At 37.8% G+C, this 13,345-nt stretch carries 17 protein-coding genes and 1 pseudogene; 10 read left to right on the top strand and 8 right to left on the bottom strand.

Annotation, left to right across the window (positions count from 1 at the left end; translation table 11 throughout):
- Positions 1-67: 67 nt before the first annotated feature.
- The 5 genes from cofG (at position 68) to FJR08_RS21560 (ending at position 3,691) form a co-directional block, all read left to right on the top strand.
- Complete coding sequence (gene cofG, locus FJR08_RS21580; RefSeq protein WP_168634524.1) at positions 68-1,036, top strand: 7,8-didemethyl-8-hydroxy-5-deazariboflavin synthase subunit CofG; 969 nt, start codon at positions 68-70, stop codon at positions 1,034-1,036.
- Positions 1,037-1,117: 81 nt separating this feature from the next.
- On the top strand, positions 1,118-1,960 hold the full coding sequence (locus tag FJR08_RS21575; protein ID WP_015079959.1) for an HpsJ family protein: 843 nt from the start codon (positions 1,118-1,120) through the stop codon (positions 1,958-1,960).
- A 109-nt stretch (positions 1,961-2,069) separates the two neighbouring features.
- Positions 2,070-2,573 (top strand): hypothetical protein, encoded by a 504-nt coding sequence (locus FJR08_RS21570; protein WP_015079960.1) that lies wholly within the window; start codon positions 2,070-2,072, stop codon positions 2,571-2,573.
- 137 nt (positions 2,574-2,710) lie between these two features.
- Positions 2,711-3,127 (top strand): MAPEG family protein, encoded by a 417-nt coding sequence (locus FJR08_RS21565; RefSeq protein WP_015079961.1) that lies wholly within the window; start codon positions 2,711-2,713, stop codon positions 3,125-3,127.
- 72 nt (positions 3,128-3,199) lie between these two features.
- Complete coding sequence (locus FJR08_RS21560; protein WP_015079962.1) at positions 3,200-3,691, top strand: YajQ family cyclic di-GMP-binding protein; 492 nt, start codon at positions 3,200-3,202, stop codon at positions 3,689-3,691.
- 44 nt (positions 3,692-3,735) lie between these two features.
- Here FJR08_RS21560 and FJR08_RS21555 read toward each other — a convergent pair whose 3' ends face one another.
- Positions 3,736-4,293, bottom strand: coding sequence for a glutathione S-transferase family protein (locus FJR08_RS21555; RefSeq protein WP_168634523.1), 558 nt, complete (start codon positions 4,291-4,293; stop codon positions 3,736-3,738).
- A 12-nt stretch (positions 4,294-4,305) separates the two neighbouring features.
- Positions 4,306-4,580, bottom strand: a pseudogene (locus FJR08_RS21550) (hypothetical protein).
- A 317-nt stretch (positions 4,581-4,897) separates the two neighbouring features.
- Between FJR08_RS21550 and FJR08_RS21545 the strand changes: the two are divergent.
- Positions 4,898-5,608, top strand: a complete 711-nt coding sequence (locus FJR08_RS21545; RefSeq protein ID WP_015079963.1) for a tetratricopeptide repeat protein — start codon at positions 4,898-4,900, stop codon at positions 5,606-5,608.
- Between the two features lie 142 nt (positions 5,609-5,750).
- On the opposite strand, the gene FJR08_RS21540 is transcribed toward FJR08_RS21545, so the two are convergent.
- Both FJR08_RS21540 and psaM read right to left on the bottom strand, forming a co-directional pair.
- The gene (locus FJR08_RS21540) at positions 5,751-6,161 is read right to left on the bottom strand and encodes a hypothetical protein (protein WP_168634522.1); all 411 of its coding nucleotides are present in this window, start codon (positions 6,159-6,161) and stop codon (positions 5,751-5,753) included.
- 243 nt (positions 6,162-6,404) lie between these two features.
- Entirely contained in the window at positions 6,405-6,500 is a 96-nt protein-coding gene (gene psaM, locus FJR08_RS21535; protein ID WP_006196319.1) for a photosystem I reaction center subunit XII, read from the bottom strand.
- Positions 6,501-6,592: 92 nt separating this feature from the next.
- Here psaM and FJR08_RS21530 point away from each other — a divergent pair, with 92 nt between their 5' ends.
- The 3 genes from FJR08_RS21530 (at position 6,593) to FJR08_RS21520 (ending at position 8,797) form a co-directional block, all read left to right on the top strand.
- Positions 6,593-6,754 carry a hypothetical protein gene (locus FJR08_RS21530; protein WP_168634521.1) on the top strand — a complete coding sequence of 54 codons (162 nt, stop codon included), beginning with the start codon at positions 6,593-6,595 and terminating at the stop codon, positions 6,752-6,754.
- Entirely contained in the window at positions 6,732-8,024 is a 1,293-nt protein-coding gene (locus FJR08_RS21525) for an FGGY-family carbohydrate kinase (protein WP_168634520.1), read from the top strand. The genes FJR08_RS21530 and FJR08_RS21525 overlap by 23 nt, the downstream gene beginning before the upstream one ends.
- A gap of 101 nt (positions 8,025-8,125) precedes the next feature.
- Positions 8,126-8,797 (top strand): hypothetical protein, encoded by a 672-nt coding sequence (locus tag FJR08_RS21520; protein ID WP_254435827.1) that lies wholly within the window; start codon positions 8,126-8,128, stop codon positions 8,795-8,797.
- Between the two features lie 3 nt (positions 8,798-8,800).
- On the opposite strand, the gene FJR08_RS21515 is transcribed toward FJR08_RS21520, so the two are convergent.
- The gene (locus tag FJR08_RS21515; protein ID WP_168634518.1) at positions 8,801-10,144 is read right to left on the bottom strand and encodes a protein kinase; all 1,344 of its coding nucleotides are present in this window, start codon (positions 10,142-10,144) and stop codon (positions 8,801-8,803) included.
- A gap of 542 nt (positions 10,145-10,686) precedes the next feature.
- Here FJR08_RS21515 and FJR08_RS21510 point away from each other — a divergent pair.
- Complete coding sequence (locus FJR08_RS21510) at positions 10,687-11,535, top strand: Rpn family recombination-promoting nuclease/putative transposase (protein WP_168634517.1); 849 nt, start codon at positions 10,687-10,689, stop codon at positions 11,533-11,535.
- Positions 11,536-11,713: 178 nt separating this feature from the next.
- Here FJR08_RS21510 and FJR08_RS21505 read toward each other — a convergent pair whose 3' ends face one another.
- From FJR08_RS21505 to FJR08_RS21495, 3 genes are all read right to left on the bottom strand, one after another.
- Entirely contained in the window at positions 11,714-12,007 is a 294-nt protein-coding gene (locus tag FJR08_RS21505) for a type II toxin-antitoxin system RelE/ParE family toxin (RefSeq protein ID WP_015079969.1), read from the bottom strand.
- A complete protein-coding gene (locus FJR08_RS21500) occupies positions 12,004-12,270 on the bottom strand; it encodes a type II toxin-antitoxin system ParD family antitoxin (protein ID WP_168634516.1) in 267 nt (88 codons plus the stop codon). The genes FJR08_RS21505 and FJR08_RS21500 overlap by 4 nt, the downstream gene beginning before the upstream one ends.
- A gap of 652 nt (positions 12,271-12,922) precedes the next feature.
- On the bottom strand, positions 12,923-13,345 hold a 423-nt coding region (locus FJR08_RS21495; protein WP_168634515.1), incomplete at its 5' end, for a GUN4 domain-containing protein.

Raw genomic sequence — 13,345 nt, 5'->3', positions numbered from 1 at the left:
GACGCAACTCCCTACTTCATTCATCAACCCCTGCATTTTTGGACGCAGACCCTGCTCCCTACTATATATGTCTCTATCTAGTCAAAATATTGTTACCTATAGCCCTGCTTATACTATTGTTCCCACTTATGAGTGCTTTAACCGCTGTTCTTATTGCAATTTCCGCACTGAACCGGGTAAAAGTCCTTGGTTGACTCTTGGGGAAGCTAAAGAGATTTTTTTACAACTTAAACAACAAAATGTCTGTGAAATCCTGATCTTGAGCGGTGAAGTCCATCCCCATTCAGCCCGACGGGAAGCTTGGTTTGAGCGAATTTATGATTTGTGTGCCTTAGCAATAGACATGGGATTTTTACCCCATACCAATGTTGGTCCACTGAGTTGGGTAGAAATGCAAAAACTGAAAACGGTGAATGTGTCCATGGGGTTAATGTTGGAGCAGTTGACACCAAAACTATTAAGTACAGTCCATCGTCATGCACCAAGTAAATTGCCCCAAGTGCGATCGCAACAATTACAATGGGCAGGAGAGCTAAAAATCCCCTTCACCACAGGGTTACTTTTAGGAATAGGGGAAACAGAGACAGATTGGTGGGAGACTTTAGCGGCTATTTCTGAATCTCATGCACATTACCATCATATTCAAGAGGTAATTCTCCAACCCCACAGCCCCGGAACGGTGCAAAACTTTGACGCACCACCATTTAACCCTCATCAATTACCAGAAATTATCGCCAAAGTGCGGGAAATTTTACCAGCAGACATTACAATCCAGATTCCCCCCAATTTAGTTAAAGATGAAAATTGGTTACTTGCTTGTATAGCCGCTGGAGCGAGGGATTTAGGGGGAATAGGTCCCAAGGATGAAGTTAATCCTGATTATCCCCATTTACAGGAACAGGAACTCAGAAACATCTTAAAATCTGGGGGCTGGGAGTTAGTACCACGTTTACCACTGTATCCCCAGTTTGATGATTGGTTGGGTGCAGGTTTACGACAAAATGTAGAAGAATGGCGAGAAAGATTTAAGCTCTAGACACTGAGCTTTACGCTTACTGGGTAATCCTGTAACATTAAATATGCTAATTAATTTAATGTATTCACACTGTAAACCAATATGGCTACTAATACATCCTCTAACACATCCTTCTTGCTCCAGTTAATAGGTATAATCTGTATATTGTTCTTTTCTGTAGACTGTCTATTTTTATTATTCCCTTTGCAATTTACAGATAAACTCTGGCAAATTAACTTGTGCAGAAGTCTTGTAAATCAGGGTATTGTACCATTGCTTGGTCTGGGAACAATTCTAATTGCATACTGGGTTGGTAAATCTAGTGGATCTAGTGAAAGTAGTCGTTCCTCGTCTTCTGGTCTAAAATTGCCAATTTTTATCCTCTCTAGTTTGTTAGGACTGATATTTTTGTTGATTTTTCCCCTACATCTGAGTAACGTCAATCAACTAAAGGCAGAGGGGTTAGCACGGATTGAGAAAGAAGCGGAACAGTCAGAAACCCAAGTGAAAAATCAATTAGCACAACTCCAAAATCAACTTGGTAATGATCAGGTAAAAGCATCTGTAGAGAAACAACGCGCTGCATTAAAAGAGCAACTCAGAACCCAGCTAAATGAACTGGTTAAGGATGACAAAAAGTATAATCAGGCACTTAGCGATAGTCAATTACCTGAGGCACAGAAGGATCTACTCAAGCAGTATAAAACAAATCTTAACTCTCTTGATAATTTTATCGCCCAGCAAACAGACCCTCAAAAACTAGCAACCCAAAGACTTAACCAAATTCAGACTCAAACACAACAACAGTTGCAGAAAACCCAGGAAGATGCCTGGAAGGAATTGCGAACTGGTATTAATAGTTTATTATTGTCAATTGGTTATATCGTCATCGGCTGGAGGGGATTAAGAGGTATGGGTATTTCCAAAAGTAGTTCTAGAGGTTGAGTAGCTCCTTAGTAATTTGCTAACAAATAATAATGTAACCCTGGTTAGTATCCTATGTACACGCTGTTTGGTAGAATGTCTAGGTTGTTTAATCTCATGATCTTCATCTTTGAGTCAGTCAATAGATACTATTAAACTCGATACCTTAGCCCAAGAACTAGCAACCATCCAGCAAACAGGTTCCAAGCGGATTGCCTTGCTAGGTTCTCGTCATGTGCCAATTACCCATCAGAACCTCATTGAAATGATGACTTATGCCCTGATTCTATCGGGCAACCGCATCATTACTTCTGGTGCTACAGGCACAAACTCTGCGGCCATCCGGGGCGCAACCAAGGCTGATCCCAACTTACTCACGGTTATTTTACCCCAAAGTTTGGAACGTCAACCCCAAGAATCGCGCCAGCAATTAGAACAGGTTATGCACTTAGTGGAAAACCCCAGTAATGATAACTTGTCCCTAGCTGAAGCGAGTTACCTATGTAACAAAGAAATCGTCTCTCGTTGTCAACAACTAATCTGCTTTGCATTTCACGATAGTCGCACTTTGCTACAAACTTGTAGTGATGCCGAAGACCAGCGAAAAGTGGTAACACTCTTCTACTTTGACTAGAGTGAACGGCAGTTTTTGCAAAGCTAATGATAGAGATGGAAAATCATTGGGTAAAGGGTAATGATTTCACTAAATTACCCCTTATCCATTGACAAAAATGATCAATACCTGACCAAGTACCCTATTAAATTAGTTGAATGTCTTTATCTCTATTACCAGTACCTGCTATTTTTTTATCCTCTATTGTCGTTGCGGCTATTCTCATTTATCTACCCTATTTATTAGTAGCTTTTGCTAGAGTGCAAGTAGGATATGATTTGTCTGCACCTCGCGCCATGTTTGACAAGTTGCCTCCCTATGCCCAACGGGCAACATGGGCCCATGAAAACTCCTTTGAAGCGTTTATGGTTTTTGCCGCAGCCGCACTAATGGCTTATGTCACTGGAGTGAATTCTCCCCAAGGAGTGAATGCAGCCATCGCTTTTCTGATTGCTCGTTTGCTATACTCTATTTTCTATATTGCAAATATACCTTTGTTAAGATCACTCATGTTTGGTATTGCTTCTTTTAGTTCGGGAACGCTGTTTTTCCTCAGTCTCATGCAAGTTAAATAATTAAGCTGAGGGAATAAGGATTTTTAATTTTGCCTCTTCTCTCTTACCAATTACCAATTACCAATTTTATTTATGGCTGCTTCTTTTTCCTTTGATATCGTCAGCGACTTTGATAGACAAGAATTAGTTAATACTATTGATCAAGTCATCAGAGACGTTAAAAGCCGTTACGATCTTAAAGATACTAAAACCACAATCGAATTAAGCGAAGAAAAAATTACCGTTGGTACTGACAGCGACTTTACCTTAGAATCAGTCCATACCATCCTGCGGGAAAAAGCCGCCAAGCGGAATCTTTCTCAAAAAATCTTTGAATTTGGCAAAGTTGAATCTGCCAGCGGTAGCCGTGTTCGTCAAGAAATTACCCTGAAAAAAGGCATTAGCCAAGAAATTGCTAAACAAATTTCTAAGATAATTCGGGACGAAATTAAAAAGGTGCAAGCCTCAATTCAAGGTGACTCTGTGCGGGTAATAGCTAAATCAAAAGATGACTTACAACTCGTGATTCAACGGCTTAAACAAGAAGATTTCCCCGTCGCTTTGCAATTTACAAATTATCGCTAGAAAATATAATTGACAACTAACAGTTGTCAATTATTAATTGTCAATTACTTCCGTCCCCCAATACTTTTTTGAAATGCCGGACGTTCAGATATAGACTGAATATAATTCACGACTGCTGGGTAGGCACTCAAATCTAATTTGAGCATAATGGGGATATAAGAGAGAATTGATCCCACAGCCACATCGGCAACGGTGAAATCATTACCCAGTAAGAAAGGCTGTTTTGCGAAAATTTCATTCAAAGGAGTCAGCAAGCGGGGCATTTCCTTTTCACGATTGGCTTCTATAAAAATACCTGTTCCTAAACTGGAATTGGCAAATAATACCCATTGGGTAAATATAGCTTTCTCTTCTAACGAATAAACGATTTTACCATATTTTTCCGCCAAATAAAGCAAAATAGCCCCTGATTCCCAAAGCTGGAAATCACCATCAACTATCGCGGGAACTTTACCCATGGGGTTAATTTTGAGAAAATCAACCTGGAGATGTTCCCCTGCTTGCATATCCAAAAGTACAAATTCATAAGGAACTTCTAGTTCCTCTAAATACCATTGGACAATTGCAGCCCGACTACGAGCGCCGCCGTAAACTTTTAACATAGTTATCTGAAATTAAAGAACTTTTTGAGTGTGGGAATGTTGTTTTATGTTGTCGTCTTTGGTGACAATTCTAGCCGCATTTAGTACCCGTTTGCGCTCTATCGAATAATTTAAGATGTGGGAATTTGTTTACAGATAGCTTCTAATGCGGCTGTAGGAATGGGTTCTATCACTTCAATTTGATCCACTTCCCCATCTTCTTTATATAAGCACGTGGCTAAACAAAGCACAATATAGTCATCGGTATTGAGAGCGGTAGCATCAGCATAAGCAATTATTGTTGTCATGAGAAATGTCTCTTCTAGAATTGGTAAATAGGGTTTGGTTAGTTGTTAGTTGTCCGTTGTCATTGGTAAAACTCTTATTGCCTATTACTTATTACCTCTTCCCTCTTCCCTCTTCCCCTGATCATTAACATTTACACTTCAATTCTTCAGAATTTTACTGATTCGGGAATTGAACTTGGGTATGAAGTATACATTATTAGATTTATGGCTCATCTGTTGTTGGATGTAAAATCCACGTCCTTCAATCATCCTAGAGTCATTAGGACACAAAAACTGTAACTTTACTTGACAAACCAAGTAAACCAAATAGGCAAAGTATGAATAAGCACTCTTTTTTAAATTCTGGTATTCAAAACAATCAAGTATGTCTTTCTGATCAAAACAATCCTTGTCATCAATGTGCGCCGTTACAGGATGGTAATGAATCAATGTTGGAAGAACGTTATTTACGCTCTTGTGCTTTGAAGTTAGCACAACAAGGGGATTATACTAAAGCGATCGCACTGTTAAGTCACCTGATTGACCATCATCCCGAAAATGCGGTCGATTACAATAACCGAGGGCTGATTTATTTTCAAAGTGGTGATAGCCAAAAAGCTATCTCTGACTATAACAAAGCCTTAGATTTAAATTCTAAATTAGCTAGTGCCTACAATAATCGGGCTAATTATTACGCTGCTTGTGGTGAATTAACAGCCGCATTGGCTGATTATGAACAAGCATTAGATCTAAATCCCCATCATGTTCGGGCTTGGATTAATCGTAGTATTACTTTACGCGACTTGGGAGACTATGCGGAAGCTATTGAAAACTTAGAAATTGCCATGCTGTTTGGTCAACTCAAAGGCAACATTTGGGCGGAACAGGGACGGACTTATCATCTCTGGGGTGATTGGAATTGTGCAATTGCGAATTATCGTCGCGCATTGGCAGAACTACCATCTTTAAATCATCAAGATGTTTCCGGTTATCGCTTACGGTTACAAATCGAAAACTGGTTAAACGAGTTGCTCTTTTTTGAAGACTAATTTAGTAGATGGCTTAATTCAGAGTTTTAGACATTCAATTTGTAAAACTGACTCAAAAATTTGAGTTTCATGACTAAATATAAAGTTGTATCATTTGGTAGTCACCCTAATAACCGTGATGATTAATATATTTTCCGCGCTTTTATGGAACTGAGTTAGATTGTTCCGTTCCAGTCTGCTCTTGATTCATCAATATAACTGGACGCTGATTAGGGTCAAAGCGAAATGATTTTTGTTGCATAATACTTTTAGCTTCCCCAGGATCAAAGTTGCGGCTAAATTCTGTCTGCAAGTTTTGCACACGCCCTTCCATAACTTTTACTTCGGTACGAACTGTTCGCAACTTATCCTGTTGTGACCAATGATAAGGTAATAATTGTACTAAAGCAGATACTGCTGCTGCACTAATAACTATATTAACTGCTACTTTGGCTGTAGTTTCCAGTGCCATTATTTGATAAGCACGTTGGCGTAAATGTCGTTTAGGTCTTGGTACAGTTCGGCGTTGTTCTACGGGCTGTAGAGGAGGTTTAGATGGTTGAAACGCATTCATGGTGCTAACAAAAAACTCGCTGATTTACGGTAATTACCGTCAAAAGCAAACAGGTGCTAATTGCGGCTTAATTTAGCTGCCATATTACTCCATTTTCTGGAAATTTATACAAGTATGAAGATGAATAAAATATTACCTAGTAAAGTAGGGGCGATTCCTAAAATTCCCATAGTTTAGAACTACAAGTATTTGAAATCTACTCCTACTTATGGATTAAGCACCTGTAACAGCGTTACACTGGTGTTATTTGTATAGTTCTGTAGCTAAACGCCAAGCTAGAATTCCTGGAATTAGCGCTACAGCTAATGCAATGTAAACTTGGGTATCTGAGATAGGCATGATGGAAATCCTCCTAAGTTGAACTTGATTTTCAAGACTCCGTTTACTACTTTTCACTGTTTTAGCAGGATTAGGAAACATCTTGTTACAAGATGCAACAAAAACTGGGGATTGGTCAGTTGTCAGTAGGGGCGAAGCATTGGGAAGATAAATTATCGGTCATTGCCAAAAATAGTTCTCCAAATGCTTCGCCCGTACAGTTGTTAGGAAGTTTCCCTATTCCCTTAATTTATGACTTTATCGCTTGGTATTGACTTTGGTACTTCTGGCGCACGGGGTGTGGTAATTGATGAAGAAGGTCGGATTCTGTCCGAAATGCGCCATTGTTGGCAGGTTGGGACTGTTGATTGGGTTCAATGTTGGCAACAGGCTTTATGGAGTCTATTAGGGCAAATTCCGGGGGTGTTAAGGGGGGAAATCGGAGCGATCGCTATTAATGGGACTTCTTCCACTATTTTACTGACTGATGGGGCTGGAAAGCCTGTGGACGCGCCACTATTGTACAATGATGGTCGGGGTGCAGTGGTTTTAGAACGATTGAGCAGGATTGCGCCAGCAAATCACACTGTATTAGGTGCTACATCTAGTCTAGCGAAACTCCTCTGGATGCAAGAATTACCTGATTTTGCAAAAGCTAGATATTTATTGCATCAAGCCGATTGGCTGGGATTTCTCTTGCATGGAAAGTTAGGTATTAGCGATTACCACAACGCCTTAAAATTGGGTTATGACGTGGAAAAATTGCAATATCCAGCATGGTTGGAACAGCTAGAAATTCCCCTCCAGTTACCGCAAGTCTTAGCACCGGGTACAGCCATTGGTGAATTACTTCCCCAGATTGCGGCCGATTTTGGCTTTAAAGGCGATTGTTTAGTGGTTGCTGGCACAACAGATAGTATTGCGGCTTTTCTAGCCAGTGGAGCTAAATTTCCGGGGGAAGCGGTAACTTCGCTGGGTTCAACTTTGGTACTAAAACTTTTAAGTCGGCATAGAATCGAAGATGCGCGATATGGGATTTATAGCCATCGTTTAGGAGATTTGTGGTTGACTGGAGGTGCGTCTAATACGGGTGGTGCTATTTTGAAACATTTTTTCAGCGATGTTGAGTTGGTGAGGTTAAGTGCGGAAATTGATCCAACTCAAGCCAGTGTGTTAGATTATTATCCATTATTGAAACCAGGCGATCGCTTTCCCATTAATGATCCCCAATTATTACCCAGACTAGAACCACGTCCAGATCAACCTCAAGAATTTCTACATGGTTTATTAGAAAGTATGGCTAGAATAGAAACTAGAGGATATGAACTATTACAAAATCTAGGTGCAGATCCTTTAACTCATATTTATACTGCCGGTGGTGGTGCTGCTAATTCTACTTGGACATCTATTCGTCAACGTTGTTTAAAAGTACCAATTGTTTCATCAATTAATACAGAAGCAGCTTATGGAACGGCACTTTTGGCAATGGGGAATAAATTAATAGAAAAACGAACCACAGAGGACACAGAGGACGCGGAGGAATGAGGAGGGAAAGAATTATTTATAAGTTGTAAAGTTAAGTTTAATTCAGTATTCAATTGTTAATTTATATGGTTATGAATCTAATCACTAAGCTAGTTTCCCAAATGTATAACAATTTCAAGTTTCCGCAAATCTTGGTCTTTGGTTTGATTATTACCAGCTTGTTTGCCTGTGGTTTAGATGTCACTGAAAATAGTACATCTGCAAATGCTAAAAATCCCGAACAGTCACAATTAAACCAAAATACTTTACCTAAATCTATTTCTCAAAAATTGCTAAGGGATGCTGCTAGAGTTTCTGGGGTGAAAGTTTCTAATTTGCAAATTACTCAAGTTACATCTACTATTTTTAGCAATCCCTGTAATTTTCAATTTGGGGAAGTTTGCACAAGGGAATATAATCCTATTCCCGGTTGGATTGTAATTGTGCAAGTCAAAGAACAATCTTGGACTTATCATGTGAATAAATCCGGTTCACAAATTCTTCTAGATCCGAAAATTAGCAGTAATCAATTACCGAAAAAAATTGCTAATGCGGTTTTGAGTAATGCTTCTAAACGTTCTGGTTTAGCAGTAAGTTCTTTGAAAATTACCCAGTCAATTCAGAAAACTTTTAGTAATTCCTGCGTCTTTAATTTTGGTGAAGTCTGCACCCAGAATTTTGCTCCCATTAAAGGTTGGGAAGTAATTATCAAAGTTAAAAGCCAGTTTTGGACTTATCATGTAGATATCACTGGTACACGCATTGTTTTAGATCCTCAAGTTACTAAGATTTAAGAATCAAACACATTTTAACAACGCTGCTTTAAACTCAGCCGCAGTTTGAAAATAAATTTTTGGCTTTTCTGTTAAAGCCAAATCTATCACTTCTGCTAATTTTTCAGGAATACTACTATCACGTTGACGAATGGGGACAGCCTCATTTCTTAGCACACAAGTCCAAGGTTCACCGACAAAATCACGGGGGAAATATCCCGTTAATATATTATATAAACAAGCAGCACTTGCCCACACATCAACCTCTGGTAAGGAATTTTTTAAATCTAGTAATTGTTGACGACACATAAACGCAGGAGTCCCCATTTTCGCACCTGTGAAAGTGTGTCCACTTAAACCTGCTAAATCAAAAGCTTTGGATAATCCATAATCTCCTATTTTCGCCACCATTTTACCGTTGATATTGGTGATAAAAATATTATTCGGTTTTAAATCTCGATGTACTAAACCTTTTCCTTTTCCTAGTCTTCCGTCTGCTAATTTCACACAAGGAACTTCAACATTATGGGTATAGATTAACCCGTCGAGAACTTGCAGAATAATATCAACAGCTATATTAACAGGTAAACGTCCTCCTAATTTCTCCATCAAATCCCAAACATCCCCACCTTCGCAATATTCCATTGTGAAGAAAAAGGTATTTTCTGCATAGCCATAATCTAACATTTTCACCACATGAGGATGTTGTAAATATTTAGTGTTTTCTGTTTCTCGCAAAAACATTTTTACACCCAGTTCTTTAGCCGCGACTTTAGGCAACATTAACTTTAGTGCTACCCGTTTTCTAGTGGGGATATGTTCAGCTAAAAATACTTCTCCACATCCACCTTCACCTAAAGATTTTATAATCTGATAATTAGAAATTTTCTGGAGATTTTGATTACCTTGATTTGCTAAATTTAGGAGATTTTTAATAATTTCAAAAAAGTTCGGTTTATTATTTTCTTGTTCGACTGGAATATAAGGAGTTTTCTGTTTTTCCAGTTCTATTTCTGTACTAATATCAAAAATAATATCTCCTACCGCTACCTGATCATTATTGACTAAATCATATTCGGGAAAAATTGCCTTTAATGCTTCTTCTGGAGATTCACCCGCTTTCCTTTGTCCGATTTTTTTATCATTAACAATCGTACCGTTTAAACTCCCTAAATCACGGATTCTCATTTCAGGAGGATTGATATCTAATAAGCAATGATAGCGAGAAACTGTCATATCAATATTATCAGCAATTTGCAAATTGCAATCTTCACCTCTACCGATAATACAAGTGCTGCGACTATCAAATATATATTGTTTTCCTGAAAGTTTTCCTGTGGTAATGGTGAGGGTAACGGTAGATGGCATTTTTTATAGTTGATTATTTAAGTTTTCCATAAATATTATAGTAGGGTTGTGCTTTTTTTGTTCAACCGATTTAGATCCCCGACTTCTAAATTAAATATTGATAAATCACAACATTAATCAAAGAAGTCGGGGATCTTGTTATTAAGATATAAGTTATTTGTATGGGATTTTGGCAAAAAAGAACATTCTCAATTATTGGGGGTTTATTCTCATTATTATTGAGAATTTTATCAATAATCTAACGAGTTTTGGTAATTTCAGCTAGGGGGGTTGACAGTGTTCCGAGTTTCGGGTATGCTTATGATATGAGTGGGAAAGTGTGCGCCCATATATATAGAGTTTTTATTTATCAAGATAATTATTTCCCAAATAAATCCCTCCAAGCAGGGAAATAGGAAAATAAAGTTTGTCCTCATAACCAAAATACCAAGACGTTATTTGTATCTCAGAATGAAGATGCAATTACAGTAGATGGAGAACTGGGAAAGATGGTTAAAATCAGCAGATAAATAAGTAATTAAGAAATTTCAAAATCAGGAATAATGCACACAGACACAATATTTTATCAAATCTTCCTCACTTTTCACACCCTATTATTTGAAATTCTGGGAGAACCTACAGAAAACGCCACAGATTATAAATTTACCTCTGTGGAAGTGAAAGAAAAAGCATTTCGATTTGATGGGATTTTTATGGCAGATAGTGTAGAAAAACCCATCTATTTTGTAGAAGTGCAATTTCAACTAAAACCGGACTTTTACTGGGAATTAATCGCCGAAATCAACATTTATCTTAATCAATTTAAACCTGTACAAGATTGGCAAGGAGTAGCTTTATTTGCGAAACGGAGTTTAGATGTAGGAGAATTGACTGCTTATCAACAAGAATTTATTAATAGTGGGAGAATTAAACGAATTTATTTAGATGAATTACCACCAGGTTCAATTGGTATGGGGTTAATTGAGTTAATTGTCAGTAAGGAAGCACAAGCACCGGAATTAGTTAAAGCTCTCTTGGACAGAACTAAGACAGAAGTTGAGAATGACAGAGAAAAACAAGGTATTATAGAATTGTTGGAGACTGTTTTATTGTCCAAATTTTCACAATTAAGCCGTCAGGAGATAGAAGCAATGTTTTTAGTGAGTGATATTAAGCAAACAAGGGTATATCAAGAAGCCAAGCAGGAAGGGAGAGAAGAAGGTAGACAAGATGGTGAGATGATTTTATTGATACGTCAGTTATCAAAAAGATTTGGAAAATTGAAAGATATTTACATCGAAAATATCAACAGTCTAAACATAGAACAACTGGAAAAGCTGGGAGAAGCATTGTTGGATTTTACAGATATTAATGACTTGAAAACATGGTTAGAATCTGAGATAGACAAGTAGGTTTATTTAATTGTCTGATAGCGAAGCGTGGCGTAGCCATATCAGGATATCCAGGATTTTAGGATTTACAGGATGTTGGTTTGCGTTGAAGTTTTTTGGATGTCAGGATTTTTGTGATGTGGGGAATTTTTTAGATATTATTTGATTGATGATCAAGATTCTCATTTAATAAACTATCCTATTCTGCAAATAAAGCTTCTAAATCTTGACGACCATTTACGACTCTAAGAATTTCCACATTATTATCAACAACTTGATAAAAAATGATGTAACCATTTAAAGGAAGTCCACGCATTCCCTGTCTTATGTATTCGTAACTGCGTCCCATATTAGGAAATTGCAGTAATTTTTCACACTTTTTTGTGAAATCTTGAAAGAGTATTTCTCCCGCTTCAATATTTCTGTTTAAAAAGTATTCAGAAATGCTATCTAAATCTCGAATTGCTAGAGGTGAAATCAAACATTGATTCATTTTTTTTCCTCTCGCGCATGACGAAATTTTGCCTGTATCTGTTCAACAACTGTTTCTAAAGGAACTCCTTCTCCTCGTTCTAATTCTGCTGCGGCTTCATTCACTTTAATTCTCACATCTTCTACCCAGTCTTCATATTCTCGTTGTTTTTCTTGTAAAAGTTCTAGAGCTTGATTAATGACTGCTTCAGCATTAGGAAATCTCCCTTGAGCTAACTGGTTTTGAATAAACTGTTCTTGTTCTGGTTTTAGGGTAATATTCATGGTCTATTTCCTATAACTGATAATTTTCATTATAAACGTAATTGTCTGAATCAGGATGTCTAGGATTTGAGGATTTACAGGATGTTATTGGATGATTTTTGGTGGGGATTTGGTGATTTTTATTTGTCTGAATCAGGATTTCCAGGATTTGAGGATTTACAGGATGTTATTGGATGATTTTTGGTGGGGAGTTGGTGATTTTAATTTGTCTGATAGCGAAGCGTGGCGTTAGCCATATCAGGATTTCCAGGATTTGAGGATTTTCAGGATGTGATTGGATGATTTTTGGTGGGGGGTTGGGGATTTTTCAGGATGTTTTTGAATGATTATTTTTGAATAATTTAAACCATCTAAAAATTACCATCCTGTTAATCCTTTAATCCTGGTTATCCTGATTCAGACAAATACAACTTTCATCACCAACAAACCATCTAAAAATTACCATCCTGTAAATCCTTTAATCCTGGAAATCCTGATTCAGACAATTGAGAAATTCAGATACCCGACAACTTTTAACAATCTTCTCATTTATCACATTAATTATCGCAGAAGTCGGGGATCTTTAGATGCAAACTAACATCCTCTAAATCCTTAAATCCTGAATATCCTGATTCAGACTTAATAATTTTATGTAACTCTTAAATGTTACAACTTACAAGTCTCGACGCGAGAAAAGACATGAGAGAAGACAATCCACCTCATCCACCCACCCAAGTCTCACAAATGTCTCCAATCTTAACCATTGCCACAATGCCTCAATAGGGAGGTTTCCTTCTGGTGATTTTCTGTCAAAAGTAATATCTTTGTAGTACAACCAGCCTCCTCCTTTTCGCCAGCCTACCTTGTCCCCGAACTTCTCCCAGATTTTATGGTTATATTCTCTCGTTCCCCCTAAACCATTATAAATTCGTTTCTGCACAGAGAAACCAAATTTCCCATCACTGTATTTTACCCACAACTGGTCAATAGTACGAAGATCCTCACAGGGAAAATTATCAATGTGTTCAGAATATAAGCAACCTTCTTCTTCCCTTTTCGCAACTGCTAACATTACCCTTGTTGTTTCCTCATCTGC

The sequence above is a fragment of the Dolichospermum sp. UHCC 0260 genome (assembly GCF_009711985.1).
Taxonomy (GTDB): Bacteria; Cyanobacteriota; Cyanobacteriia; order Cyanobacteriales; family Nostocaceae; genus Dolichospermum; species Dolichospermum lemmermannii.
The sequence above is the reverse complement of the archived record's forward strand: the minus strand, read 5'-3'. Positions and strand labels throughout refer to the sequence as shown.